The organism is Methylotuvimicrobium alcaliphilum 20Z, assembly GCF_000968535.2.
Taxonomy (GTDB): Bacteria; Pseudomonadota; Gammaproteobacteria; order Methylococcales; family Methylomonadaceae; genus Methylotuvimicrobium; species Methylotuvimicrobium alcaliphilum.
The window spans coordinates 2109439-2133834 of sequence record NC_016112.1; the positions used below are offsets into that span (position 1 = coordinate 2109439).

The window sequence follows — 24396 nt, forward strand, 5'->3', positions numbered from 1 at the left end:
TTATTCATCCTCTTTGACGCATTCTAACAATGAATATTGGATGATGAATAGCGTGATTGCGATGGGAAATAGCAAAAAATGTTCAATAAGCAACAAGCTGACAACTGAAAAACTCATCGCTACCAATGACAGTAAGCGCTTGCGCCCGGCAATCTTTAACATGACTCTCAGCGTTTCTTGATCGATGTTCTTCCTTTGTCCGACAAAAAGTATTACCGTTATAAGAGAAACGAAAGCTAGAAAATATGGGAAATATACGAACATCGGCGCATCGGGTTCGAAAAAACGATGCCAATAAGCAAACCATACGAATAACGTGCTCGATGCATAAAAGTCATGCCAGTTAAGATAGCTGGGCTTATTAACCAATATGCCGATTCCGCTAAGCGCCATTACCGCTCCCATGACCGGAACGACAAGCGGCGACAATAAATAGGCAACCAGCGGATGATTATTATCGGCAAGGTAGCCCAGGGATAGGCAAGTTAAAATGAAAATTGGCATAAATTTGTGAAAATGGTGGCATCATAGTGGATTGTATCTCAAAGACGGTATTTGCCAATGAATCTATTGCTTGGATGTTAGTCATACGTGAAGATCGGTGATCAACCGGCTACAATGATGAGACTGTTGAGTAAAAACCGGAGGAACGCACATGTCAGAAAAATTCAAGTACATCCGTTGGTTTGAGGAACTAACGATCGACGATATTCCCTTGGTTGGCGGCAAGAATGCCTCGCTGGGCGAAATGTACCTCGAACTAGCCACCGAAGGCATCCGCGTGCCGAACGGCTTCGCGATTACTGCGGAAGGTTACCGGCACATGCTCGATAAAGCGGATGCCTGGGAAGCCTTACATGAGGCGCTCGATACCTTGAATCCGGACGATGTGAACGACTTGGCTAAGCGAGCCAGAAAAGCGCGAGATATCGTTTACGCGGCGCCGCTATCCGAAGACTTGGAGCATGAAATTCTGATTGCTTTCGATCAACTGCAGCGACAATACGATGAGGAATTGACCGTTGCGGTTAGAAGTTCGGCGACGGCCGAGGATTTGCCGACCGCGAGCTTTGCGGGTCAGCAGGACACCTATCTGAACGTGCATAGCGGACAGGCTCTGCTCGATGCGTGTAAACGCTGTTTCGCGAGCCTGTTCACCGATCGGGCGATTCATTATCGGATCGATCAAGGTTTCGATCATTTCAAGGTGTCGTTATCGATCGGCGTGATGAAAATGGTCCGTTCGGATTTGGCGTCGAGCGGCGTAATGTTCTCGATCGATACCGAATCGGGCTTCAAAGATGCGGTATTCATTACCGGTGCTTACGGCCTCGGTGAAAATGTCGTGCAGGGTTCGGTCGACCCGGACGAGTTTTATGTGCATAAGCCTACCTTCGAGCAAGGTCATCGTTGTGTGTTGCGACGGTCGCTGGGCGCGAAAAAAATTAAGATGGTCTATAGCGAAGGCCGTACGCGCGAGCAAACTTGTAATGTCGTGACGTCAGCCGAGGAGCGTTCGCAATTTTGCTTGAGCGACGACGAGGTGCTGACTTTGGCCGATTACGCGATCAAGATCGAGAAGCACTACAGCGCGAAGGCTGGCATGCCCAGGCCAATGGATATCGAATGGGCGAAGGACGGGCTGGACGGACAACTCTATATCGTACAGGCACGGCCCGAAACAGTCGCATCGCAGTTGAGCGGGACGACGCTCGAACAATACGAACTGAAACAAAAGGCCGAGGCGATTGTGACAGGACGAGCGGTCGGCAGCAAGATCGCGGTCGGTACCGCGCATGTGATCAAAAATGTCAGCCAATTGAATACCTTCAAACCCGGCGAAGTGTTGATTACCGACATGACCACACCGGATTGGGAACCGGTCATGAAAACGGCCGCAGCGATCGTGACCAATCGAGGTGGGCGCACCTGTCATGCCGCAATCATCGCTCGCGAGCTGGGTGTTCCGGCCGTGATCGGCTGCGACAATGCGACCGAAACGATTAAAACCGGTACGACTGTCACGGTATCCTGCGCCGAAGGCGATGCCGGCAAGGTTTATGACGGCGAGTTGAGTTTCGATGTCAATAAGACCGATCTTTCCGGATTGAAGCGACCGAAAACTAAAATTATGCTGAATTTGGGCAATCCGGAATTGGCATTCAAACTCAGCTTTTTGCCGAATGACGGCGTCGGATTGGCGCGGATGGAATTCATCATTACCGAGTTTATCAAGGCTCATCCGATGGCGTTGATTCATCCTGAACGCATACAAGATGCCGAAGAAAAAGCAAAGATTAAACGCTTGACCCGCTATTATGCGCAGCCGGAGGATTTTTTCATCGAGCGTCTTGCGGAGGGAGTCGGTACGATCGCTGCAGCGTTTTATCCGAAGCCGGTCGTGGTCAGAATGTCCGACTTCAAGACTAATGAGTATGCAACCTTGCTCGGCGGTCGCGGGTTCGAGCGCGACGAGGCGAATCCGATGATCGGTTTCAGAGGCGCTTCGCGTTATGTGCATCCCGATTATAAGGAAGGCTTCGCACTCGAATGCCGAGCGATGAAGCGGGTTCGCGAAGACATGGGTTTGACCAACGTGATTCTTATGATTCCGTTTTGCCGCCGGGAGCAAGAAGCGGTGCGCGTTTTGGATTATATGGCCGAGCTCGGTTTGAAAAGAGGGGAGAACGGACTCGAAATTTATGTGATGTGCGAAATTCCGAATAATGTGATTCGTATCGATGCGTTTTCGAAGCTGTTCGACGGATTTTCGATCGGCTCGAACGATTTGACACAATTGACGCTCGGCGTCGATAGGGATTCCGAAATACTTGCCGAAGATTTCGATGAGCGCGATCCGGGCGTTAAAGAAATGATTCGTATGGCTGTGGAAGGCGCGCGCCGTAACGGCAAGCATTCCGGCTTGTGCGGGCAGGCGCCATCCGATTATCCGGAAATGGCCGAATACCTAGTCGAAATTGGCATCGATTCGATGAGTTTGAATCCGGATACGGTGTTGCAGACGACCCAGCGGATTTTGAAAATGGAAGAACAATTAAAAGGGTGATAATCCTGAGCAGCCGGAGCCCATCGATACCCTTTGCGAGTCAAATTTGGTAGTTTAACCAAGCAGAAAATGAAGTTCATGAATTAACTCAAGAGGTTGCCTGAGTATCCTTGTTAACCTCTCGGGTAAGCGAGAGTTTTACACAAATGAGTAACGAGTTATTGAATTAACTTGTTACTCTTCATGGTGAAATGCTTTTTTAGGATAATCACGTCCCGCAAAACGTTTGATAAACACGTTCGTCGGGTTGAGGCGGTTCTTGATAATGCCGGCAACCGGGTTGTTCGGTAAATGGTTTGTTGAGTACGTCGAGCAATGCTTCAAACTTTGAAAAGTCCTCGTCTTGAACCGCCGCGCTCAATGCTTGTTCAACCTTGTGGTTACGCGGAATATAAGCCGGATTGACTTGGCGCATGGCTTCGGCACGTTGCGCCGGAGACCCCGGTTCTTGATCGAGACGGGTTTGCCAGCGCTCTAACCAATTGTCAAAGTCCGGTGTTTGTGGCAAATAATCATTCAGGGCCGGTTCTGTAGCGGGTCCCTCGGCGATATGGCTCAGTGCTCGAAAAACATTGGTGTAGTCGGCTTTATGTTGTTGCAGCAATTGAAGCAAGGAATCGATCAATTGTTTATCGTCCTGTTGCTCGATTGCTAAGCCTAGTTTGCGACGCATGCCCGTCAACCAAAAATTGTCGAAAATATCTGAAAACCGATTGATGATTTCAACGGCGATAGCGATTGCCGAGTCTTGCTCGTCATGGAGTAGCGGTAATAAGGTTTCCGCGAACCTTGCTAAGTTCCATTGGGCAATTCGTGGTTGATTGCCGAAAGCATAACGGCCGAAATCGTCGATTGAGCTGAATACGGTGTCCGGATTGTACTGATCCATGAATGCGCATGGGCCGTAGTCGATCGTTTCGCCCGAAATCGTCATATTATCGGTGTTCATGACGCCATGGATAAAACCGACATGCATCCAACGTGCAATCAGCGACGCTTGCCGTTCTTGAACGGTTGTCAGCAATGCCGAATAGGGATTCGGTGCGGATTTCAAATCCGGGTAATGACGGCCTATTGCGTAGTCGGCTAAAAGCTTGACGGCTTCCCTGTCTTCTCGCATGGCAAAATATTGAAATGTGCCGATGCGAATATGGCTTGAAGCAACGCGCGTTAATACGGCGCCGGGTAGCGGCGTTTCTCGGAATACCGGTTCGCCGCTCGTTACGGCGGCCAGAGCGCGTGTCGTAGGAATGCCGAGTGCATGCATCGCGTCACTAATCAAATATTCGCGAAGAACAGGCCCTAATGCGGCTCGTCCGTCGCCGCGACGCGAGAAGGGCGTTTGTCCCGAGCCTTTTAGTTGAATATCCCAGCGCCTTCCGGCGCGATCAATAACTTCCCCGAGTAAAATCGCCCGGCCGTCTCCCAATTGAGGTACGAAGTTTCCGAATTGATGCCCGGCATAAGCCATGGCGAGCGGTTCCGCGCCTTCAGGAACGAGATTGCCGGAAAAGAGTGCAGCTGCGGTTTTGTTATCTAGTTCATCCAAGTCCAAGCCCAACTGATCCGCTAAGTTTCTGTTCAGTTTGATCAAGCGAGGGGATTGAACCGGTGTAGGATTTAATCGCGTACCGAAACGTTCGGGTAGGCGTGCGTAGGTGTTATCGAAGTTAAATGACGGCATCATGATTCTATTGGCTTTCAGCAAAGTGTTTGAGTTGGGCTATCTAAAAATAGCGTCCTAAATAAAAAGATAACTTGGACGGTATAATAGTTTAAAAGTTTACTAAAATACTAGGGAATTGACCAAAAGATATGATTGGATTTAACTTCTAAATTGATCCTGATTAGCAAGATGCTTCAGCTTGCCGAAGCTAAGTGTCCGAGCAGGGGCAAGTCGTAATCGCAAAAACTAAAATATGCTGTTACCCAAGCTCCAGCTTGGGTAACCTGTTCAGGAAGCTGGAGCTTCCGGGGTGTCTTTCCCAAGCTTGGGAAAAAGTGTGATGTGGGTTGACCGTTTTTAGCTTGACGCGAATGGCTTGCGAACCCCGTCCTGCTAGGGATATGCTGATCTTTGGGCTTTAGCTGAAGAAACTTGTTAATCAGGAAATTGGTTAAGGCGGGATAAACAAAAAGCGGTGTATCCGCCGCGGGCGGGCGGATACTTGTTGTGTAGCTGTTTTATCTAAAGGAGTAACCTTTATTGAGCTGCCGGCGCTTCTAACGATTCCGTAGGTTTTTCGCTTGCAGGTTGGTCGGCGGCTGGCGATTCTTCGGCCGGGGCGGCTTCCATTTCGGCTTCAGGCGCTGTTGTTTCGCCGAGTTGCGGGGCCGCAGGCGCTTCGATTGGGATCAGGATTTCGACTTGAGCGCCGGCACGCAGGTTTTCCATCATCGTTTGAACTTTTTGACGTTGCAAGTAAGGCGTTATTTGCTCTTTAACTTCTTCTAGCGCCGGCATAGTTTGTTGGCGTGAATCTTCTCTCAAGATAACGTGCCAGCCGAATTGGGTTTCAACCGGTTCGCTCGTGTATTTGCCGTTTTCAAGGGCGATGACGGCTTCGGAGAATGGCGTTACCATTTGGCTTGGTGCAAACCAGCCTAGGTCTCCGCCTTCCGGGCCTGAAGGTCCGGTAGAAGTCTTTTTAGCGAGTTCGTCGAATTTTGCGCCTTTATCGAGTTGTGCGATAATTTTTTTCGCTTCATCCTCGGTTTTTACCAAAATATGACGAGCTTTGTATTCCATGTTGTTTTCGCCGCCGACATTTTTTTCGTATTCGGCTTTAATTTCCTCATCGGTCACCGGATTCGATTTTAGATAGTTTTGTAAGGCGGCCTGCGAAAGCAAGGATTTTCTAACGACGTCCATTCTTTGAATAAACTCGGGCGATTTGTCGAGTTGTTTTTGCAGTGCTTCTTGGACCAACAATTCCCGCTGAACTAATTCCTCGATTAACTTATCTTTCGGGAAAGATTGGCCTTGGGTGCGTTCGGCAATGTCTTTTTCGAGCTCTTGCAATGCGGTTTTGCTGATATAGACGCCGTTGACCGAAGCGACAGCATCGGCTTTATCGACTTTGGGTGCCACTGGCGTTGTTGTAGGTTGTTGGCTGTCGCAACCGGCTACAAGCGAAGCGCCGATTAAAAAGAATGGGACGAGTTTATTGGTCATTTAGGTTTCCTTTGTAGGTTTCACGGGTTGGTGTATTCGCTGGGGCTCATCGCATTTATGCCTAAGGCATGAATTTGTTGTTTCATCATATCGCCCAACGCTTTATAAATAAGTTGGTGTCGTTGCACCAAGGTCTTACCTTCAAAAGCGTCGGATACGATCGTAACGTGGTAATGGCCGCCGCCGCTTTGGGCGCCGATATGGCCGGCATGGGCCGCGCTATTATCTATGATTTCAATTTGCTCGGGCTTAAGTGAGTCGCTGAGCAGTTTTCTAATTACTTCGGTAGTCATTGAGGTAATACCTTTTTAAATGGTTTAACGGTAACCTTTGCGTAAACGCCGGCTTCCAGGTAGGGGTCGGCATCGGCCCATTGCTTGGCTTCTTCAAGATCGGCGAATTCGGCGACGACTAGGCTGCCGGTAAAACCGGCATCTCCCGGGTCGTCACAGTCTACGGCGGGATGCGGGCCGGCTAAAATTAATCGGCCTTGGTCTTGGAGTTCTTGTAGCCTGGCAAGATGAGCCGGTCTGGCCGATTTTCTTTTGTCCAAGCTGTTATCGGTATCAGTGCTGATAATTGCATAGAGCACGGTTTATTCCTCGGTATCCGGCATATGTTTATAGAGATAAAGCATTTGTAATACGATAAAAACAACCATCAAACCGGGTACGCCGAAGGTTTTGAAATTAACCCAGTCGTCGGTGTTGAAGTTGTACATCACATAAAGATTGATAAAACCGACACTGATAAAAAACAAGGCCCACATTAGATTAAGTCGTCGCCAGATCGGCGATGGCAATGTGATATTGGCGGACATGATGCGTTCGATAAACGGCTTTTCGCCGAAGAACTGGCTGGCCAGAAAAGCCAGGCCGAACAGCCATTCGACAATACTCAATTTCCACTTGATGAATTGCTCGTCTTGCAAATAAATTGTTGCGCCGCCCATGACCAGAATTAGCCCCAGTGTGACCCATTGCATCGTTTCGACTTTTCGATACTTAAACCACATAAAAGCCACTTGAAGGATGGTTGCGACAATGACTACAGCCGTGGCGATATAAATATCGTAAAGTTTAAACGCGATAAAAAATAAAATGATAGGGAAAAATTCAAAAAGTTGCTTCATGTCGATTCAATTGATGGGTTTATACGTAAAAATCAATACCGGCTACCAATTGAGCGCGCTGATCTTGCATCGGCTGGTTGAGGGTTGTGGTGTAAGCATTGACGGCATTTAATAATCGTGTGTTGATGGGGTTTTCGGTTTTGTCGGCATTAAGCATGGCGATGTCGGATAATCCGGCATTGTCTAATAGCTGTTCTACTTCTTCGGGCGTTTGAGTTGCCTTTGCCGAATGTTGTAAGGGCTTATCGGAGTTTGCACGCTTATTCTCGGGTTGATTTTGGACAGTATCCTGCTGTCCTGCGTTTTGCGGGTTTAATTTAAGCGCGGAAGTGTTAAGCGAAGTTACATGTATTTCCATGTCAAGGCATAATGCAATGGAAAATTGAGTGCTATTGTAGAATTAATCCGCTTGATTGTACATGCTTGGCAATGGCTTTCTGGTAGAATAATTCAGTTTTAAGGAGGTGTTATCGTGGATAAGCAGATTCAAACCGAACTCGAAGCGGCCGCCTTTAGGCGCCTAGTCGAGCATTTACAAAGCCATCCGGAAGTTCAGAATATCGATTTGATGATTCTGGCCGATTTTTGTCGTAATTGCCTGGCGAAATGGTATTCGGGGGCCGCGAAAGATAAGGGGGTCGAGATTGATTATGATCAAGCCCGGGAAATTATTTACGGCATGCCTTATGCCGATTGGAAGACGCGCCATCAAACCGAAGCGACGCCCGAACAGTTAGCGGCCTACGAGCTCAAGCAAAAAGGAAAAAAACATGAGTAATGGTAGTTCTTATGATGCAATGTTTTCCGGAATCATCGGGCGTGATTACGACATGTTGCAGCGCATGAGTCCATTATCGGCTGAAATGAGCAAAATAGTCGGTCGTGCAGTCAAGCATTATGCCGATAAAGCCGGGCGGCCTTTGAATGTTGTAGAGTTAGGCGGCGGTACTGGCATCACGACGCTGGCTATCTTGTCGTCCAACGACGATATGATAGTCACGAGCATCGATAGCGAGCCGACGATGCAGAATCAAGCTAAGGAAAACCTAAAGCAATGGGTCGATAATGGACGCCTATTTTTCAAACTTGACGATGCCTACAGTGCGTTAACGAAAATGGCTGACAACAGCGCGGATGTTTTGGCAACGGCATACACCGTTCATAATTTCGAACACAGTTATCGCGAGCGCGTCATCGAACAAATTTTTCGAGTTTTAAAGCCGGGCGGACAATTCATCAATGGCGATCGTTATGCTTTGGACGATATTTTCGAGAATACCCGTACCGTTCAAGAGGAAATCAGCGGTTTTTTCGAGGTATTGATCGGTGAAAATAAACCGGACTTGCTTGAACAATGGATCATTCATTTATTTAACGACGAATCGGAAAATCACGTCATGCGCGAAGGCATTTCGCTAAAGCAGTTGGAGGAAGCCGGTTTTGTCGATATTGCCTTAAATCAGCGAATGAAAGTCAATGCTTTGGTTACCGCCGTTAAACCTATTTAACACGAGCTTTTTTCAATAATGAATATCACTGATTATATGCAGTCACTCGGCCGCGAGGCCAGAAAAGCCGGCAGAGTTTTGAGCCGTACCGAAACCGGAATAAAAAATGCGGCCTTGCTGGCTATCGCCGAAGAACTCGAAAATAACCGGGAATATTTGATTCAACAAAACGGCAAAGACGTTCAAGCGGGTATCGACAATGGGCTCGACGCGGCCTTGTTGGACCGATTGGAATTGAAAGACAAAGGCATTGCTGGGATGGTTGAAGGATTGCAACAAGTTGCAGCTCTACCCGATCCGGTCGGCGAAATCAACGATATGACCTATCGGCCCTCCGGCATTCAGGTCGGTCAGATGCGCGTCCCGTTGGGCGTGATCGGCATTATTTACGAGTCGCGTCCTAATGTCACGGTCGACGCGGCCGCACTCTGCTTGAAATCCGGCAATGCCTGTATTCTTCGTGGCGGGTCGGAGGCGATCCATTCGAACAAGGCAATCGCCGAATGCATCGGCAAAGGTTTGGAACGGGCCGGCTTGCCTGCTACGGCTGTACAGGTGATCGAAACGACCGACCGTGCGGCGGTTGGCGAATTGATTACGATGTCGGATTTCGTCGATGTGATCGTGCCGCGCGGCGGTAAAGGCTTGATCGAGCGCATATCGAAAGAAGCGACGATTCCGGTTATCAAACACCTGGACGGCATTTGTCATGTCTATATCGACAGCGAAGCCGATCTCGACAAAGCCGTTTCGATCGCGATCAATGCGAAGACGCACCGCTACGGTGTTTGTAATGCGATGGAAACACTGTTGGTGCACGAAAGCTTGGCTTCACAAATTTTGCCCGGCCTGTCGGCGAAGTATCGGGAGAAAGGCGTCGAATTGCGCGGCTGTCTTAAAACCTGTTCATTGATACCGAATTGCCAGCGGGCCGTTGAGGAAGACTGGCAAACCGAATATCTCGCGCCGATTCTGTCGATCAAAGTGGTTGCCGGTTTCGATGAAGCTGTCGAGCATATCAATCGATACGGGTCCGCGCATACCGATGCGATTGTGACCGAAAACTACACGCTAGCCAGACGCTTTTTGCGGGAAGTCGATTCGAGCTCGGTCATGGTCAATGCGTCGACGCGTTTTGCCGACGGATTCGAATACGGCCTCGGCGCCGAAATCGGTATCAGTACCGACAAGTTGCACGCGCGGGGGCCGGTCGGTTTAAGCGGCTTGACTAGCTTGAAATACATCGTGCTCGGCGATGGCCACGTTCGGCAATAAATGATCGGTATTTACGGAGGCACGTTCGACCCGATTCATTTCGGTCATTTGCGGACCGCGCTCGAAGTCAAAGAAATTTTCGCGCTGGACGAAATTCGCCTGATCCCTTGCTTTATTCCGCCTCACCGCGATAGCCCCTCGGCACCCGCTTCGATGCGGTTAAGGATGCTGGAATTGGCGCTGGAAGATCGTACGAATATGACGGTCGATACGCGCGAGATCGACCGGGGCGGTCCTTCCTATATGGTTGAGACATTAATGTCTTTGCGTGCCGAGATCGGCGAACGGCCTTTATTGTTATTTATCGGCGCCGATGCCTTTACGGGTCTTACCGCTTGGTATCAATGGCAGCGCTTGTTTGAATTCGCGCATGTTGTCGTGATGACACGGCCGGGTTTTAATACGCAGACAATTGACGAGTTTTTGACCAACCGTTTGACCGAAGATCGCCAAGTCTTGAATGAATATTCGGCAGGGTATTTATTTTTTCAGTCGGTTACTCGTCTCGAAATTTCCGCAACCGCCATTCGGCAAATCATAGCTAAACATCGGGATCCGGGTTTTTTATTGCCCGAGTCCGTCATACAATACATCCGACAACATAAACTTTATCAGCGCTAACTTTATTAGTACTTAAGCGGCGCGAATTTGATTAGGAATTTGAATGCAAACAGAAGCGTTATTGAAAATAGTCCAGGACGTTTTGGACGAAAGGAAGGGTCATAATATCACCGTGTTGGACGTCCGGGGTAAGACCAGCGTGACCGATTACATGATACTGGCAACCGGCACATCCGATCGACATATCAATGCCATGGCCGATTATGTTTCGGAAAAAGTCAAGGAAAACGGGCAGAAACCATTAGGGCAAGAAGGCGGTATCGGAGCGGATTGGGTATTGCTGGATTTGGGCGACGTGATCGTTCATTTGATGACCGATCAAGCGCGTGCGTTTTATCAATTGGAAAAATTGTGGTCGGTCGAACAGAAAGCCGAAGCGCTGGAGGCTTTGCAAGACTGATTTATTTGTTGCCATTATTAGGAGTCACTGATGACCGATCAATTGAAATCTCCTGTCTCACGTTTATTCGACGAGATGGGAATTAAATACGAATGGATCGAAATCCCTCTCGACCCTGATAAAAAGCCGGTTCGTTCACTCGAAGAGGTCTTGGCAGCCATCGGTCGCGATCCTGAGCAAATTGTACGCAGTTTATTGTTTCGAACAGGGTCCGGCGATTTTGTTTTGTTGGCGGTCGCCGGCGGCGGCCGCGCCGATTGGGGCGTGCTGCGCAAACAGTTAAGCGAACGCCGTTTGGCAATGGCGGAACCGGAAGAGGTTTTGCAAGCAACCGGTTTTCCGATTGGCGCGGTACCGCCTATTGCTTTACCCGATTCGATTCGCATACTTGTCGATGAAGGCGTTTTTAATTACGCACGGGTTGTTATTGGCAGCGGCATATTGGGATATGCTTTAGATATCAATGCCGACGATTTGCGCCGGGTCATGTCGAGCGCCGCTGTCGGAAAATTTGTAAAAGCTTCCTAAAATTAGCCGGATCTGTTGTTGGTAGTCAAAAGGAGACTCAATGAGCGCCGTCATTCTCGAATCGACGATTACCTGCCCAAACTGCGGACATGCCGAAACGGAAACGATGTCGACCGATGCCTGTTGGTACTTTTACGAATGCAAGACCTGCGGAACCCTGCTCAAACCGAAACCCGGCGATTGCTGCGTGTTTTGCTCTTACGGTTCGGTCAAATGCCCGCCGATCCAGCAACAGGGCTCGTGTTGCGGCGGGTAGTCCAGAATTGGTTTGTCTTGAAAATTTCAAGCTTCATCAGTCAAGCCGCTATCAAGCCGAGATATTTCACAAAAGGTTCGAAATCACGGTCGATGTAAAGAAGAGGAAGTCGGTGCTCGATACAATAAGTCGCAATGATGACATCATTCGTTTTTCTGATAGTGATGCCTCTTTTGCGTAAAGTTCGAAAGTTTTGCGCGCATTTTTCGACCATGCCGCTATTGAATATGGAGTATTGATCGATCGAGGCCAATCTTTCTTTGGCTATCTGATAGTCCTTATCGCTTTTGAAACCTTGCAGTATTTCCAGAAAGATCAGGTCGGCAATCGCAACTGTGCCCTCGATTAGCGCGGCATCCAGTGCGTCGGTTTGAGCATTGATGTTGCCGTTGAAATAATCTATCCAGACACTGGTATCGACCAATATCATTTTCCACCTCGCATCTCGTCCAGATTCCCCTCCCATTTGAGTCGGCCTCTCAATTTGCGAATAGCTTGTTGGTTGCTGCGCTGAACGATCAGTTTAAGACCTTGCTCCACGACTTCTCTTTTGGTTGTCAGACCGCTTGCCTTGAGGGCTTCGGTCATGAGTTCATCGTCGATTACTATATTGGTTCTCATGGGATTGCAATGTGTGTAAAAGCAGATAATTTACACATTTAGAAGCTCGATTGATACAATATGCGTTTTTTCATATATACTATGTTCACTATGCTGACACCGGTCCAATTTTTCAAATGCCTTGCCGACGACACCCGTCTGCGCTGCGTGACCTTGCTGCACCTTGAAGGCAAGCTCTGCGTCTGCGAATTGACGGAGGCTTTGGCTCTGTCGCAGCCGAAAATTTCGCGGCACTTGGCCTTGTTGCGGCAATCCGGTTTGTTGCTCGATAGCCGCGAAGGGCAGTGGGTGTATTACCGGATCAATCCGGATTTGCCGAATTGGGCCTATCCGCTGCTCGATGATGCATTGAAGGCGGTGCAAGCGAGCGAATCCTTCGGAAACGATCTGGATCGCCTGCGGCAGATGGACTGCCGTCCGGACATGGCGGTTTGCGGCTAAAAATTTTGATTTAAATATATGCTTATTCGAATAACAAATTATTAATAACTACCATTTAGGATCAAACATGCTAAACATTCTGATTGTCTGTACCGGTAATTCCTGTCGCAGCGTCATGGGCGAAGCCCTTGTCAATCATCACGGTCAGGGTCGCATCCAAGCCTTTTCGGCCGGCAGTCATCCGATCGGGCGGATCAATCAAGGTGCGCTGGCGACGCTGAAACGCCACGGCTTGCCGACTGAAGGCTATCAAAGCCAGTCCTGGGAGGATTTCGAGCATCAGCCGATGGATATCGTGATCACGGTCTGCGACAGCGCGCACGGCGAAACCTGCCCGGTCTATCTGACCAAGGCAGTGCGGGCGCATTGGGGGGTGTCCGATCCGGGCCATGTCGAAGGCAGCGAGGAAGAGAAAATCGCCGCGTTCGAGCAAACCTTCGCGACGCTGGAGTTGCGCGTCAAGACCATGCTCGAGCTGCCGTTGGAAGCGATGCCGCGCGACGAATTGACCCGTAAACTCAACGAAATCGGCCAGTTGTCGGCTTGAGAGCCGTGAGGAGGCGTTATGACCGAAAAAACACATGATATAGGCTTTTTCGAACGTTACCTGACATTGTGGGTGGCGCTGTGCATCGTCGTCGGCATTCTGCTCGGCGTGTTCGCACCGGAGTTTGCGAAGACACTCGACGGTATGAGTATCGATGTGAATGGCGCGCCGGTCGTGTCGATACCGATCGCGGTGTGTCTGTTCTTCATGATGTATCCGATAATGGTCAAGATCGACTTCGCCGAAGTCGTCAAGGCCGGCAAAAGCATCAAGCCCGTGTCGCTGACCTTGTTCGTCAACTGGGCGATCAAGCCGTTCACGATGTACGCCATCGCCACGTTATTTCTGGGCGGTGTGTTTTACGAACTGATCGGCGCCGATGCGGTCGATCTGGTCAAGATGCCCTTCGGCCTGGATTTGCCGGTCGGCAGCGAATACGGTTCCGGTACCGTCGTGTTGCAAGACGGCATCAAGATGCTCGAAGTGCCGCTCTGGCGCAGCTATCTGGCCGGTTGCATTCTATTGGGCGTCGCGCCCTGTACCGCGATGGTGCTGGTTTGGGGCTATCTGGCGCGCGGCAATGCCGGTCACACGCTGGTCATGGTCGCGATCAACTCGTTAGTGATGCTGTTCTTGTTCGGCCTGATCGGCGGCTTTTTGCTCGGCGTCGGCGAGTTGCCGGTGCCTTGGGAAGCTCTGTTGCTGTCGATCGGCATTTACGTCGCGCTGCCGCTGTTCGCCGGCTATTATTCGCGCAAATGGATTATCGCAAGTAAGGGACCTATTTGGTTCGAAAAGAAATTCTTGCATCTGTTGACGCCGGTTACGATCGGCGCGTTACTGTTGACGCTGGTCTTGCTGTTTTCGTTCAAAGGCGACGTGATTACCGCGAATCCGTTGACGATTCTATGGATTGCGATACCGTTGACGATTCAGACTCTATTGATTTTTGCGATCACCTATCTGGGCGCGAAATTGTGGGGTTTCAGTTATGAAAACGCCGCGCCTTCTGCGCTGATCGGCGCGTCGAATCATTTCGAAGTCGCGATCGCGACCGCCGTGATGTTGTTCGGTTTGTCGTCCGGCGCAGCGCTCGCCACCGTCGTCGGCGTTTTGATCGAAGTACCGTTGATGCTGGCCTTGGTCGGTTTCTGCAAAAAAACGAAAGGTTGGTTTTCCGAAGAGACAGTCAAGCAATCAAGTCGGTAAGGCGGGTTTTATTTATACCTATCGCACTTCAAATTTCGGTATTAGCGTATGGAGGCGTCGGGGTGTTCGGCAAAGGCTTTGGCTGCATGGATGCTGTCATAGAGCCTACATGGACGTATTCACGGCGTCCTTTGACGGGCACCCCGACGCCGAAATTTGACTAGCAAAGGGTATAGTCGTCTGTAAATCCGTCATAGTTTAATAAATTTTTTCAATTTCAAAAGGGTGAATAACTATGAAAAACATCGAAATATTCGACCCGGCGTTGTGCTGCAGCTCCGGCGTGTGCGGCGCCGATGTGGACGAAGCATTGGTGACATTCTCGGCCGATGCGGATTGGCTGAAACAACAGGGCGGAAACATTGTCCGCTACAACCTGTCTCAGCAGCCGATGGCGTTTGTCGACAACAAGGTCGTCAATGGTTTCCTGGAACGTTCCGGCGAGCAAGGGCTGCCGCTGGTGTTGGTCGACGGCGAAATCGCGCTGGCCGGACGCTATCCTTGCCGGGAGGAATTAGGCCGCTGGTGCGCCATCGAGGTTGTGCCTACCGAAAGCAAGGCCGCCGTTTCCGCTTGCTGCAAACCGGGTTCCTGTTGATTGCCGATCATGAATTTTTTACAGCAGCTTCCAAAGTTTTTATTCTTCACGGGCAAAGGCGGCGTCGGTAAAACTTCCTTGTCTTGTGCCACGGCGGTGCATCTGGCCGATGCCGGTAAGAAGGTATTGCTGGTCAGTACCGATCCCGCGTCGAATGTCGGTCAGGTTTTCGGCACCGTTATCGGCCACCGCATCGCGCCGATTTCTGAGGTCGGTAATCTCGAAGCACTGGAAATCGATCCGGTGCAGGCGGCCGCGCTGTACCGCGAGCGCATCGTCGGTCCGATACGCGGAAAATTGCCGGAATCGGCGGTCAACAGCATCGAAGAGCAATTGTCCGGCGCCTGCACGACCGAAATCGCCGCCTTCGACGAATTCACCGCTTTACTGACCGATGCCGAACTGATCAAACGTTACGATCATATCGTCTTCGATACCGCGCCGACCGGACACACGATTCGCCTGCTGCAATTACCCGGTGCTTGGGGCAACTTCATCGAAAGCAATCCCGAAGGCGCTTCCTGCCTGGGGCCATTGGCCGGGCTCGAAAAACAGCAGCAACGCTATCAACAGGCAGTCGCGGCTCTCTCGGATCCGTCGCGCACGCGCTTGGTTCTGGTGGCCCGCGCTCAGTCCTCTACTTTACAGGAAGTGGCGCGAACCAGCGGCGAGTTGGCCGACACCGGTCTGAGCAATCAATATCTGGTAATCAACGGCCTTATGCCCGAATCCGAAACCTCCGATCCTTTGGCCGAGGCGATCTTTCAGCGCGAAAGCCGAGCGCTCAAATCCCTGCTTGAGCCATTGCGTGAATTGAAGACCGATTACACCCGCTTGTTGCCTTGCAATTTGGTCGGCCTGAATGCATTGCGTTCGTTGTTGAATGAGGATCAGCAGACCGCCGAGGCGACCGACGGCAATTATCAATTACCCGACCTGCCTTCGTTGCAGGCGATGATCGACGAGATGGCTCAACCGGGTCACGGCTTGATCATGCTGATGGGCAAAGGCGGCGTCGGCAAAACCACGCTGTCCGCCGCGATCGCGATAGCTCTGGCCGAACGCGGTTATCGGGTGCTTCTAACGACGACCGATCCGGCTGCACATTTGACCGAAACCCTGGCCGGCGAGATAGACAACTTGACGGTCAGCCGCATCGATCCGCAAGCGGAAACGGAACGCTATCGTCAACATATCCTGGAGACCAAAGGCAAAAAACTCGACACTCAGGGTCGAGCGCTGCTCGAAGAGGATTTGCGTTCGCCGTGCACCGAGGAGATCGCGGTATTTCAAGCCTTCTCGGGTGCCATCCGCGAGGCCTCGGCGCATTTCGTCGTGATGGATACCGCGCCGACCGGGCATACCTTGCTGTTGCTGGATGCGACCGGATCGTATCATCGTGAAATCGCCAGGCACATGGAGGGCAAGTCGTTGCATTTCAAGACGCCGATGATGCGTCTTCAAGATCCCGAGCAAACCAAGGTGTTGATTGCGACATTGGCCGAAACGACCCCGGTACTCGAGGCGGCGAACCTGCAGGAGGATCTGCGCCGGGCCGGCATCGAGCCCTGGGCCTGGATCGTCAACAGCAGCTTGGTAGCGGCCCGGCCTACCTCGGCTTTGCTGCGGCAACGCGCAAACGAAGAGCAACAGCAATTGGCCTTGATACGGCAAGACCATGCCGAGCGACTGGCCATCGTGCCCGTGCAAATGCGGGAGCCGGTCGGCGTGGAGCGTCTGCGAGCCCTGTTGTCATCAAAATAATAATTGATCAGGCAAAGGAAAATTAAAAAAGTATTGACAAGCGATTAACTATTGATATTCGGTTCTTCGCTTTGTTGTTCCAGCCAGGCTCTCCATACCGCCAATAATACCGCTAGGATGATTGGGCCTAAAAATAACCCGACCGCTCCGAAAGAAGCCAAGCCGCCGAGAACGCCGAAAAAGACGACTAAAAAAGGAACGCGGCCCGCACCGCTGATAATAATCGGACGGATAACGTTGTCGATAGTACTGACCACTAACGAACCCCATAGAAGTACACCTATTCCATCCGAGACCCGGTCGATAAAAATTAATGTGGTGCCGATTGGTATCCAAACCAAAGCGGCCCCCACCATCGGTACCAAAGCCAGTAAGGCAGTAATTGCGCCGAAGAGGGCAGGGGCCTGAACATCAGCGATATAAAAGCCCAAACCGGCTAAAAGTCCTTGACTCAATGCGGTAAGAACCAAGCCGTAAACGACGGCGCTAGTGGTATTGGCGATAGCGTGTAGGTAAATATCTTGATGTTTGCCGAGAAATTGCACCAAACCTTTATGGAGTTGCTCCATAACATCTTCACCATCTCTAAAACAAAAAAATAGCGTGACAGTTACGATCCCGATTTTCATGATGTAATAACCGAGTCCCCCCATGATTTTACCCAGATAACCTAGCGATTGCCTTGCCAAGTCGGTTATCTGTGCGGTAAGGCTAGCCCGGTCGCTAATCAGTCGATCTAGCCAATCTTGCAAATAATTGCCTAGCCAGGGAATGCGTTTGATAGGTTCAGGTAATTCGTAAGGGCCTTGCAATAAATTAAATGCCAATGCCTGATAGGCGATTTTAATTTCTTCTTGTAGGAGTGTGGCAAGTCCGAATACTGCCAGGATAATGATCATGGCAATGATGCCGGTCATGATCGACGCGCTGAGATTGCCGTTATCTTTTAATGAAGTGCGCAGCCGCCGATAAGCCGGCCAAGTCGCATAGGCAATGATGAAAGCCCAAGTTAGCGATAATAAAAATTCGCTCAATACCCAATAGCCTAAGAGTAATAATCCGGCCAATAAAATACCGGGAATTAAATAGCGTAAAGGCGAATTAGCCGCAAAATAATTCATCTGCGCTCGATAAAAGATGTCATGAAATAATCGTTCATCATATCATCGTTATTGCAAAATGCCTGATTTCGGTGAATGGGGAGGAATTACTAATCATTTTTCAATGAAAGTATATTTCAAGCGTTAAATTTACGTACTACTCCCTTTTTTTTCTTAAGTGGTTTTTTAATCAAAAGGGAGTAGAACATTATCTCGCTTATTGTAGCCTTAGCTGTGTCTCGAAGGTTTTCCCGTTTCGCCATACTAAGATTTTAATTGCATCGCCGGCGCTGTACTTATCCAACATATCCAATAAGGTTTCCATGTCTCGGACCGATTTATTTTCTACAGAGAGGATAATATCTCCGGGGATGATGTTGCCGGCATCATCGATGGAACTGCCTTTCAGTCCGGCCTTGTCGGCTGGAAACCCCTGCTTGACTTCCAAAATCAACAAGCCTGTCACCCCGAGATTTTGCGTGATCATCGCGCTGACACGGTTGTCGGAACCGATACCGATGACCGGTCTGATATAGCGCCCTTTGTCTATCAGCATCGGCACGATTCTATTAATAGTGTCGACCGGCACGGCAAAACCAATGCCGGCGCTGGCGCCGGACGGGCTGAAAATGGCGGTATTGATCCCGATCAATCGGCCCGCGCTATCGAGTAAAGGACCGCCGGAATTGCCGGGATTGACGGCAGCGTCGGTTTGAATCAAGTCATCGTAAGTCTGTCCCGGCGCAGGGGCTATCGAACGGTTGAGAGCCGAGATAACGCCGGTAGTCAGCGTATGATCCAAACCGAACGGATTGCCGATCGCAAAGACCGATTGACCAACCTTAAGCTCTTTACTGGAACCTATAGGGATAGGCATGGTTTTGTCGAAAGGGACCAAAATACGAAGGACGGCGAGATCGTGCTCGGGGCTCGTTCCGACCAACGAAGCGCGAAGGTTGCGTTGGTCTTGAAGGCGGACCCAAGCTTCCGATGCGCCGGCCAATACATGATGATTGGTCACGATAAAACCGCGTTCATCCCAAAAAAAACCGCTGCCGCTGCCTCTGGGGACGCGTGTAACATCTCGAGTCCAGGGGTTGACGCGTCTGCCGATCGTGCTGATATTGACGACCGAGGGACTGGCTTGCTCAAAAATCGATATCGTGGTTAGTTCCGTTTCGGTGAGGGTGCCGCGCGGCGTGACGGCTCGCGGCTCAGCGCTTTTCGGGCTGAACAGCGTTGGATAATGCTGCAAAATATAGACAGCGGCAAAAAGAATGATCGCGCCGAATACGGCCAGACGGATGAGTCTCAATAATTGAATGAATAAAGTGGATGGCATGGTGTATTGGCGGGGCATTTGCTATTAAAGTTATGGCAAACTTTATCAGGAATTACGTAAAAGGGTTAAAGCTATTGCATCTGAACGTTGCTATGCCGGCATGTACTCATTGTTTTAGCATTGAACATAAATTATTCGAGCAATCTAGCCCGTCAAAGGACGCCGTGAATGTCGATTTTGCAGGAGCAAAAATCGACCTAGCACCCCGGTGCCTTCTTAGGCACTGCCGAAATTTGAAGTGCGGAAGGTATAACTTCTACCATGAAGAAAACAACACCTCGCTAAGTATAAAAACGTTCACGATATTCGGGATCAAAACGCATAAATCATTCGCCAAGATCCAAGCCAATTGGTTTCTTTGCGATTGGCTTGGCTTAAGCCTACGCCGAATTGTAATGTTGCGTGATTGGTGATATCCCAATGAATTTGCGGCATCAACAAATAAGTCCAGTCGGACTTTTCGCGAAACTCATTATTCATTTCAATGCCAAAAGTTAAATCCTGGGAATAATCATAAAACCAAGTCGTGTTGAATAAGCCCACGAAATGCCCGTCGCGCTCCATATCGTCGCGCCTCATTCCGATCATATTAAAATTGCTGATCTCGGAATTAAAGCGATAACCGGCCAAATACAGTGCATCGATGGAATATTTTTCGGTATCGCGGTCGTGATAACCGATCATTTGCCAGCCGTGTATGAAGTGATCGTTAAAACCGGTGCCGATCGTGCCTTGCAGACCTAGTTTGTATTCGCTTAACCTTAAATTGTCGAAAGGCAGTTCAAATTCGATGGCAAAGTCGTCGAATAACCCGAATTCGAATTCCGGCGCCCATTCGGTATTGCCAGTACGTAGCGAGTGCTCGGCTAGCACGTTAACTTCAGCATCGCCTTGCCTGACGCCGAGCGGTCGCACCATATCGAAGACCATCGGTTCGGGAATATGGGGGGCGCCGCTACTGAGCGCGGCATCGCCTTCTTCGGTTCTCATCGTTTCGGCACTGGCCGTTTGGATTGTATGTAAGCAGGCGAGGGCGGTTAGCAGAATGATATTGAATGGCGAAGCCGGTGAGTTGGTTGAATGCATGGTTTCTCCTGAACGCAAAACGGAATCCTGTAAAACAAATAGGTTTGAAATTTCTCTTTAAAAAATTTTAGACTATAAACGATTAAACTTACATCTTGCTTGCAAGATTATCATTCCAGCAATTCTCTGTGAAAGCATTGTTATCGTGTTTATTCTTTTCATACTGAAAAATCATGCGACTTCATAGAAGGTGTGGGGTGAGCCTGCATCATAGGCGTTAACTTAAGAAAATAACGCGTCATTCCGCCAGGGATTGGCGGAATCCAGTGCCATGGATGGCAATGCGTAGCTTCACTTTCATGTAACCTGGATATCGGCAATCCATGCCGATATGACGAATAATGCACCATAGAGTAAGCACTAAATTGGCGCTTATGGGGTGTGCCTGTTGAGGAACGCCTTAAAATCAAGCGGCGCTTTTGACGGCGTTCTTGCTGTCAAAAGCTTCCACCGTCTCCCTCTGTGCCTCCGATAAACCGGCTCACTTCTGTGTTGGTCATTGATCATTCAATGGCGGCATAAACCCGTCGGAATTCCGATTACCAGTGTAACGCCCTAAGTCTGGGGAATTTTTTCCGTTGATGTTCTTGCATTCTTATCATGACATTAATCAGGGCCTGCAGTGCATCTAGAATATAGGGACCTTTGTTCAACATCACGCATTCGGCACGAACCGCCATCGCTGCATCGGTAAATTCGGGGCGCGATTTAGCGCCTTTTTTGGCAATGGTTTCCAAGACCTGTGTCGCCCAAATAACCGGTACGTGAGCGGCTTCGCAAAGCCATAGCAATTCTTCTTGGATTTCGGCGAGCCGAGCGCTACCCAATTCCACAGCCAAATCGCCTCGAGCGATCATGATACCGAGACTGTGCCGGCCTATCGTGCCGAGAATGATCTCGGGCAGATTTCTAACGGCCCGGTTGGTTTCGATCTTCGCGATGATCGGTAAATCGGTCGCGCCGCGTTGCGCCAATTCTTCGATCAAACATTCCATATCGGCAAGAGATTCGACAAACGAAAAGCCGATCATGTCGGCGTGCGTACAGGCAAAGTTGAGATCCTCTCTGTCTTTATCGCTTAAAGCGGGTAAGTCGAGTTCGGTTTCGGGAAAATTAATGCCTTTATCGCTTCGTATCGTGACGCCATTGCTGCGAGCGTGAGTGATTTTAAGCAAAACGCCTGCCTCGGTTAGCTTGTCAACCACGGCACCCACTTTACCGTCGTCTATCCAAACCGCTTGGGTGGGTTGGAGTTTGCTAATGGCTGAAGACAATGTACAGCCGATTTGAGCCGGTTTTATCGGCACGCCACTTTCGTCGTACTGTGCCGGTGCACCGTCGATGCCGTGATCGGTCAACAATAAAAAGTCGTCCTTGAAAACCTTGATCAATTTCGGAGCGCCGGAAAACTCGCCTAAACGATAAACAACCTCGGGAATGTTTTCGTTTTCGGCAATAGGCGGCATCCAAGTAAGATCGCATCCTGAGGGTAAAAAAGCCGGCTGGCCGCAACAAGCCAGCCATGCGTGTTCGGATATCGGCTTCTCAATCGTTAGCATACGTTGTTTGCCGCGCGCATCGACGAAACCGAGGCGGTGGCCTGCGGCCAAGACCTTAAATAATTCCGTTGGGATGGCGACTCGAAACAGCGTGTCTTCGCCTTCGAGTAACGGTTCCGAGCATGCCGCATCGAACAATACGATTCGTCCAGGTTCGACGACGTTACCGTAAGCGTCCCGCTTGACCTTGATGTGATGGATCGCGGGACCGAGCTCAATAGGTCCGGTTCTTATTTTGTGTCCGGCTAAGTCCATCAAGATACGGCAATCCCTCCCAATTTCGACTTCGGCGCGGCGGATGTTTCTGATCATGGAATGCCAGATAATGGGTTCGTCGTGGGCGCAATTGATCCGTGCGCAAGTCATGCCCTTCGAAAGCAGCGCCTTGATTAATTTGTAATCCCATGCCGCTTCGCTTGCAAGCGTGACCATGACATGGGCTTTGCTGTTTTCGAAATGCGAACCGAACAATTCGACCGTGTGTTGATCGAGTAGTTGCTGACCTCGATTGAAGCCGAGTTCGCTGGGGTTTTTACCGATTGCTTGATAGCCGGGGTCGAGCGCTCTATGCAATAAGTCGATGACCGTATCCAGTGTCGACATGACGGACGACTCGGCGCGGCCCAATGAGGATAGCCCCGCTTGGGCGAGCCGTTCCTGTAAATGGCGCAGATCGAATTGCCGAAGCGCCAGGTAGTGAGCCAAATTCGACGCGCTTTTCGTCAAAACGCCGGACCGGTAATACTGCGTGTAATTTTGTAAGCGCTTCTCGGCATTGAGGCCGACTTTATGCCGGATTTCCGCTATGTCTTGGAGCAATTGGGACAAAATTTCACGATAGGGGTCGTTATCGAACGGGAAGGAATGATCTTTAGCGGTCGTAGTCATGATTAAGCATCAAAAAAATGTTGCGGCGAGACGGTGTTCGATTTTAGCCGTGCTTTTTGACAACTTGATGAACCTTCGGGTTGTCGTTGAATCGGCCAAGTATTCAATCATCTGTCATGTTGTTGTCATATTGAGGCGTTAAAGTTTCTCGTATATCCATTTCATCATTATTTCCGAATATCATGAATAAACAACTTCTCGTATTTGCCGCGTTAGCCTTAATGACCGTTCATTTCACAGCTTCGGCTAGGAACGTGCGCGACAATATTGTTATTGTCGGTTCTTCGACCGTTTATCCTTTTACCACCGTGGTCGCCGAGCAGTTCGGCAGAATGACTCGATTCAGGGCGCCGATCGTCGAGGCGACCGGTTCCGGCGGCGGTTTGAAGCTGTTCTGTGCGGGCGTTGGTGTAAGACATCCCGATATCGCCAATTCTTCACGCAGAATCAAGAGTTCTGAATTCGCGGATTGCCAAAAGAATGGGGTGAGCAGCATCGTCGAAGTCAAGGTCGGTTATGACGGTATCACAATTGCTCGTTCCAACAGAGGAAAAGCGTTTGATTTAACGTTGAAGCAGTTGTTTTTAGCATTGGCGAAGGAGGTTCCCGATCCGGATGGTTCCGAAAAAACCGTACCTAATCCTTATACTAATTGGCGGCAAATCGATCCTTCTTTACCGGATTCCGCTATCGAAGTTATGGGACCGCCGCCGACTTCCGGCACTCGCGATGCGTTTGTGGAATTAGCGATGGAGGGCGGCTGCCAAGCCTTTCCATTCATCAAAGCTTTGAAAGACAGTAATGAAAGCGCCTATAGAACGATGTGTCATTCGATACGAGAGGATGGCGCGTACGTTGAAGCCGGTGAAAACGATAACTTGATCGTGCAAAAGCTGGATACCAATCCGAATGCTCTGGGGATATTCGGTTTCAGTTTCCTGGACCAAAACACCGACAGGCTTTTCGGATTGAAAATCGATGGTGTCGAACCGGATTTCGATGAAATCGCTTCCGGTGCATATCCGGTTTCCAGGTCGATGTATATTTATGTAAAAAAAGCGCATGTTCCGATGATACCGGGGTTAAAAGAGTTTCTGGAGGAATTTACCAGTGAAAAAGCCTGGGGCGAGGAAGGTTATCTTACAGATAAAGGCTTGATTCCAATGCCGGTGGATGAGCGTAAGCGCTTTGCCGATGATGTCCGGAATTTGAAGGAATTGGAGTTGTGAAAGGTGAAAGGTGAAAGGTGAAAGGTGAAAGGTGAAAGGTGAAAGGTGAA

General features: G+C 49.9%; 27 protein-coding genes. 14 read left to right on the forward strand and 13 right to left on the reverse strand.

Translation table 11 applies throughout. The annotated features are described in order from the left end of the window. The gene (locus MEALZ_RS08995) at positions 1-504 is read right to left on the reverse strand and encodes a hypothetical protein (protein WP_014148314.1); all 504 of its coding nucleotides are present in this window, start codon (positions 502-504) and stop codon (positions 1-3) included. Between the two features lie 151 nt (positions 505-655). Between MEALZ_RS08995 and ppsA the strand changes: the two genes are divergently transcribed. Then, positions 656-3067, forward strand: a complete 2412-nt coding sequence (gene ppsA, locus MEALZ_RS09000; RefSeq protein ID WP_014148315.1) for a phosphoenolpyruvate synthase — start codon at positions 656-658, stop codon at positions 3065-3067. Between the two features lie 208 nt (positions 3068-3275). On the opposite strand, the gene MEALZ_RS09005 is transcribed toward ppsA, so the two are convergent. The 6 genes from MEALZ_RS09005 to MEALZ_RS09030 all read right to left on the reverse strand — a co-directional run bounded on the left by MEALZ_RS09005 (position 3276) and on the right by MEALZ_RS09030 (position 7732). Further along, positions 3276-4754 carry a protein adenylyltransferase SelO gene (locus MEALZ_RS09005; protein WP_014148316.1) on the reverse strand — a complete coding sequence of 493 codons (1479 nt, stop codon included), beginning with the start codon at positions 4752-4754 and terminating at the stop codon, positions 3276-3278. A 516-nt stretch (positions 4755-5270) separates the two neighbouring features. Next, complete coding sequence (locus MEALZ_RS09010; protein ID WP_014148317.1) at positions 5271-6242, reverse strand: peptidylprolyl isomerase; 972 nt, start codon at positions 6240-6242, stop codon at positions 5271-5273. Between the two features lie 20 nt (positions 6243-6262). Continuing rightward, positions 6263-6535 (reverse strand): BolA family protein, encoded by a 273-nt coding sequence (locus MEALZ_RS09015; RefSeq protein WP_014148318.1) that lies wholly within the window; start codon positions 6533-6535, stop codon positions 6263-6265. Beyond that, complete coding sequence (locus MEALZ_RS09020) at positions 6532-6834, reverse strand: YciI family protein (RefSeq protein WP_014148319.1); 303 nt, start codon at positions 6832-6834, stop codon at positions 6532-6534. Before MEALZ_RS09020 ends, MEALZ_RS09015 begins: the two co-directional genes overlap by 4 nt. 3 nt (positions 6835-6837) lie before the next feature. After that, complete coding sequence (locus tag MEALZ_RS09025) at positions 6838-7374, reverse strand: septation protein A (RefSeq protein ID WP_014148320.1); 537 nt, start codon at positions 7372-7374, stop codon at positions 6838-6840. Between the two features lie 19 nt (positions 7375-7393). After that, positions 7394-7732 carry a hypothetical protein gene (locus MEALZ_RS09030; RefSeq protein ID WP_014148321.1) on the reverse strand — a complete coding sequence of 113 codons (339 nt, stop codon included), beginning with the start codon at positions 7730-7732 and terminating at the stop codon, positions 7394-7396. 114 nt (positions 7733-7846) lie between these two features. On the opposite strand from MEALZ_RS09030, the gene MEALZ_RS09035 reads away from it, so the two are divergent. The 7 genes from MEALZ_RS09035 to MEALZ_RS09065 are packed head-to-tail and all read left to right on the forward strand — an operon-like array spanning position 7847 to position 11962. Then, positions 7847-8152: a DUF1244 domain-containing protein gene (locus MEALZ_RS09035; protein ID WP_014148322.1), complete on the forward strand. Its 306-nt coding sequence runs from the start codon at positions 7847-7849 to the stop codon at positions 8150-8152. Next, positions 8145-8882, forward strand: a complete 738-nt coding sequence (locus MEALZ_RS09040; RefSeq protein WP_014148323.1) for a class I SAM-dependent methyltransferase — start codon at positions 8145-8147, stop codon at positions 8880-8882. Before MEALZ_RS09035 ends, MEALZ_RS09040 begins: the two co-directional genes overlap by 8 nt. Positions 8883-8900: 18 nt before the next feature. After that, entirely contained in the window at positions 8901-10157 is a 1257-nt protein-coding gene (locus MEALZ_RS09045) for a glutamate-5-semialdehyde dehydrogenase (RefSeq protein ID WP_014148324.1), read from the forward strand. Next, positions 10158-10778 (forward strand): nicotinate-nucleotide adenylyltransferase, encoded by a 621-nt coding sequence (nadD, locus tag MEALZ_RS09050; protein WP_014148325.1) that lies wholly within the window; start codon positions 10158-10160, stop codon positions 10776-10778. It abuts the gene before it with no gap. Between the two features lie 43 nt (positions 10779-10821). Then, positions 10822-11178, forward strand: a complete 357-nt coding sequence (gene rsfS, locus MEALZ_RS09055; RefSeq protein WP_014148326.1) for a ribosome silencing factor — start codon at positions 10822-10824, stop codon at positions 11176-11178. Between the two features lie 30 nt (positions 11179-11208). Continuing rightward, on the forward strand, positions 11209-11706 hold the full coding sequence (locus MEALZ_RS09060) for an aminoacyl-tRNA deacylase (protein WP_014148327.1): 498 nt from the start codon (positions 11209-11211) through the stop codon (positions 11704-11706). Between the two features lie 40 nt (positions 11707-11746). Next, entirely contained in the window at positions 11747-11962 is a 216-nt protein-coding gene (locus MEALZ_RS09065; RefSeq protein WP_014148328.1) for a GDCCVxC domain-containing (seleno)protein, read from the forward strand. A gap of 40 nt (positions 11963-12002) precedes the next feature. Here the strand turns inward: MEALZ_RS09065 and vapC are convergent, their stop codons facing one another. After that, positions 12003-12392 carry a type II toxin-antitoxin system VapC family toxin gene (gene vapC, locus MEALZ_RS09070; RefSeq protein WP_014148329.1) on the reverse strand — a complete coding sequence of 130 codons (390 nt, stop codon included), beginning with the start codon at positions 12390-12392 and terminating at the stop codon, positions 12003-12005. After that, the gene (locus tag MEALZ_RS09075) at positions 12389-12583 is read right to left on the reverse strand and encodes a type II toxin-antitoxin system VapB family antitoxin (protein WP_014148330.1); all 195 of its coding nucleotides are present in this window, start codon (positions 12581-12583) and stop codon (positions 12389-12391) included. The genes vapC and MEALZ_RS09075 overlap by 4 nt, the downstream gene beginning before the upstream one ends. Positions 12584-12673: 90 nt before the next feature. Between MEALZ_RS09075 and MEALZ_RS09080 the strand changes: the two genes are divergently transcribed. The 5 genes from MEALZ_RS09080 (at position 12674) to arsA (ending at position 17142) form a co-directional block, all read left to right on the forward strand. Then, the gene (locus MEALZ_RS09080) at positions 12674-13024 is read left to right on the forward strand and encodes a metalloregulator ArsR/SmtB family transcription factor (RefSeq protein WP_014148331.1); all 351 of its coding nucleotides are present in this window, start codon (positions 12674-12676) and stop codon (positions 13022-13024) included. Positions 13025-13091: 67 nt separating this feature from the next. After that, positions 13092-13571, forward strand: coding sequence for an arsenate reductase ArsC (locus tag MEALZ_RS09085; RefSeq protein ID WP_014148332.1), 480 nt, complete (start codon positions 13092-13094; stop codon positions 13569-13571). An 18-nt stretch (positions 13572-13589) separates the two neighbouring features. Continuing rightward, entirely contained in the window at positions 13590-14780 is a 1191-nt protein-coding gene (gene arsB, locus MEALZ_RS09090) for an ACR3 family arsenite efflux transporter (RefSeq protein ID WP_014148333.1), read from the forward strand. Between the two features lie 235 nt (positions 14781-15015). Beyond that, positions 15016-15378, forward strand: coding sequence for an arsenite efflux transporter metallochaperone ArsD (gene arsD, locus MEALZ_RS09095; protein WP_014148334.1), 363 nt, complete (start codon positions 15016-15018; stop codon positions 15376-15378). Between the two features lie 9 nt (positions 15379-15387). Next, complete coding sequence (gene arsA, locus MEALZ_RS09100; protein ID WP_014148335.1) at positions 15388-17142, forward strand: arsenical pump-driving ATPase; 1755 nt, start codon at positions 15388-15390, stop codon at positions 17140-17142. Between the two features lie 44 nt (positions 17143-17186). Here arsA and MEALZ_RS09105 read toward each other — a convergent pair whose 3' ends face one another. From MEALZ_RS09105 to MEALZ_RS09120, 4 genes are all read right to left on the reverse strand, one after another. Further along, on the reverse strand, positions 17187-18263 hold the full coding sequence (locus MEALZ_RS09105) for an AI-2E family transporter (RefSeq protein WP_014148336.1): 1077 nt from the start codon (positions 18261-18263) through the stop codon (positions 17187-17189). 196 nt (positions 18264-18459) lie between these two features. Then, on the reverse strand, positions 18460-19584 hold the full coding sequence (locus tag MEALZ_RS09110; RefSeq protein WP_046061076.1) for a S1C family serine protease: 1125 nt from the start codon (positions 19582-19584) through the stop codon (positions 18460-18462). 312 nt (positions 19585-19896) lie between these two features. Next, positions 19897-20670, reverse strand: coding sequence for a hypothetical protein (locus tag MEALZ_RS09115; protein WP_014148338.1), 774 nt, complete (start codon positions 20668-20670; stop codon positions 19897-19899). Positions 20671-21209: 539 nt separating this feature from the next. Further along, the gene (locus tag MEALZ_RS09120) at positions 21210-23117 is read right to left on the reverse strand and encodes a pyruvate kinase (protein WP_014148339.1); all 1908 of its coding nucleotides are present in this window, start codon (positions 23115-23117) and stop codon (positions 21210-21212) included. Positions 23118-23299: 182 nt separating this feature from the next. Here MEALZ_RS09120 and MEALZ_RS09125 point away from each other — a divergent pair, with 182 nt between their 5' ends. Continuing rightward, positions 23300-24346 (forward strand): PstS family phosphate ABC transporter substrate-binding protein, encoded by a 1047-nt coding sequence (locus tag MEALZ_RS09125; RefSeq protein ID WP_014148340.1) that lies wholly within the window; start codon positions 23300-23302, stop codon positions 24344-24346. Positions 24347-24396: the final 50 nt, after the last annotated feature.

Coding starts and splice junctions, on each gene's coding strand:
- arsA (WP_014148335.1), top strand. CDS start 15,388: ATGAATTTTTTACAGCAGCTTCCAAAGTTTTTATTCTTCACGGGCAAA.
- MEALZ_RS09045 (WP_014148324.1), top strand. CDS start 8,901: ATGAATATCACTGATTATATGCAGTCACTCGGCCGCGAGGCCAGAAAA.
- MEALZ_RS09075 (WP_014148330.1), bottom strand. CDS start 12,583: ATGAGAACCAATATAGTAATCGACGATGAACTCATGACCGAAGCCCTC.
- arsB (WP_014148333.1), top strand. CDS start 13,590: ATGACCGAAAAAACACATGATATAGGCTTTTTCGAACGTTACCTGACA.
- rsfS (WP_014148326.1), top strand. CDS start 10,822: ATGCAAACAGAAGCGTTATTGAAAATAGTCCAGGACGTTTTGGACGAA.
- MEALZ_RS09120 (WP_014148339.1), bottom strand. CDS start 23,117: ATGACTACGACCGCTAAAGATCATTCCTTCCCGTTCGATAACGACCCC.
- MEALZ_RS09025 (WP_014148320.1), bottom strand. CDS start 7,374: ATGAAGCAACTTTTTGAATTTTTCCCTATCATTTTATTTTTTATCGCG.
- MEALZ_RS09005 (WP_014148316.1), bottom strand. CDS start 4,754: ATGATGCCGTCATTTAACTTCGATAACACCTACGCACGCCTACCCGAA.
- vapC (WP_014148329.1), bottom strand. CDS start 12,392: ATGATATTGGTCGATACCAGTGTCTGGATAGATTATTTCAACGGCAAC.
- MEALZ_RS08995 (WP_014148314.1), bottom strand. CDS start 504: ATGCCAATTTTCATTTTAACTTGCCTATCCCTGGGCTACCTTGCCGAT.
- MEALZ_RS09080 (WP_014148331.1), top strand. CDS start 12,674: ATGCTGACACCGGTCCAATTTTTCAAATGCCTTGCCGACGACACCCGT.
- MEALZ_RS09065 (WP_014148328.1), top strand. CDS start 11,747: ATGAGCGCCGTCATTCTCGAATCGACGATTACCTGCCCAAACTGCGGA.
- arsD (WP_014148334.1), top strand. CDS start 15,016: ATGAAAAACATCGAAATATTCGACCCGGCGTTGTGCTGCAGCTCCGGC.
- nadD (WP_014148325.1), top strand. CDS start 10,158: ATGATCGGTATTTACGGAGGCACGTTCGACCCGATTCATTTCGGTCAT.
- ppsA (WP_014148315.1), top strand. CDS start 656: ATGTCAGAAAAATTCAAGTACATCCGTTGGTTTGAGGAACTAACGATC.
- MEALZ_RS09110 (WP_046061076.1), bottom strand. CDS start 19,584: ATGCCATCCACTTTATTCATTCAATTATTGAGACTCATCCGTCTGGCC.
- MEALZ_RS09115 (WP_014148338.1), bottom strand. CDS start 20,670: ATGCATTCAACCAACTCACCGGCTTCGCCATTCAATATCATTCTGCTA.
- MEALZ_RS09105 (WP_014148336.1), bottom strand. CDS start 18,263: ATGAATTATTTTGCGGCTAATTCGCCTTTACGCTATTTAATTCCCGGT.
- MEALZ_RS09060 (WP_014148327.1), top strand. CDS start 11,209: ATGACCGATCAATTGAAATCTCCTGTCTCACGTTTATTCGACGAGATG.
- MEALZ_RS09030 (WP_014148321.1), bottom strand. CDS start 7,732: ATGGAAATACATGTAACTTCGCTTAACACTTCCGCGCTTAAATTAAAC.
- MEALZ_RS09040 (WP_014148323.1), top strand. CDS start 8,145: ATGAGTAATGGTAGTTCTTATGATGCAATGTTTTCCGGAATCATCGGG.
- MEALZ_RS09015 (WP_014148318.1), bottom strand. CDS start 6,535: ATGACTACCGAAGTAATTAGAAAACTGCTCAGCGACTCACTTAAGCCC.
- MEALZ_RS09085 (WP_014148332.1), top strand. CDS start 13,092: ATGCTAAACATTCTGATTGTCTGTACCGGTAATTCCTGTCGCAGCGTC.
- MEALZ_RS09010 (WP_014148317.1), bottom strand. CDS start 6,242: ATGACCAATAAACTCGTCCCATTCTTTTTAATCGGCGCTTCGCTTGTA.
- MEALZ_RS09125 (WP_014148340.1), top strand. CDS start 23,300: ATGAATAAACAACTTCTCGTATTTGCCGCGTTAGCCTTAATGACCGTT.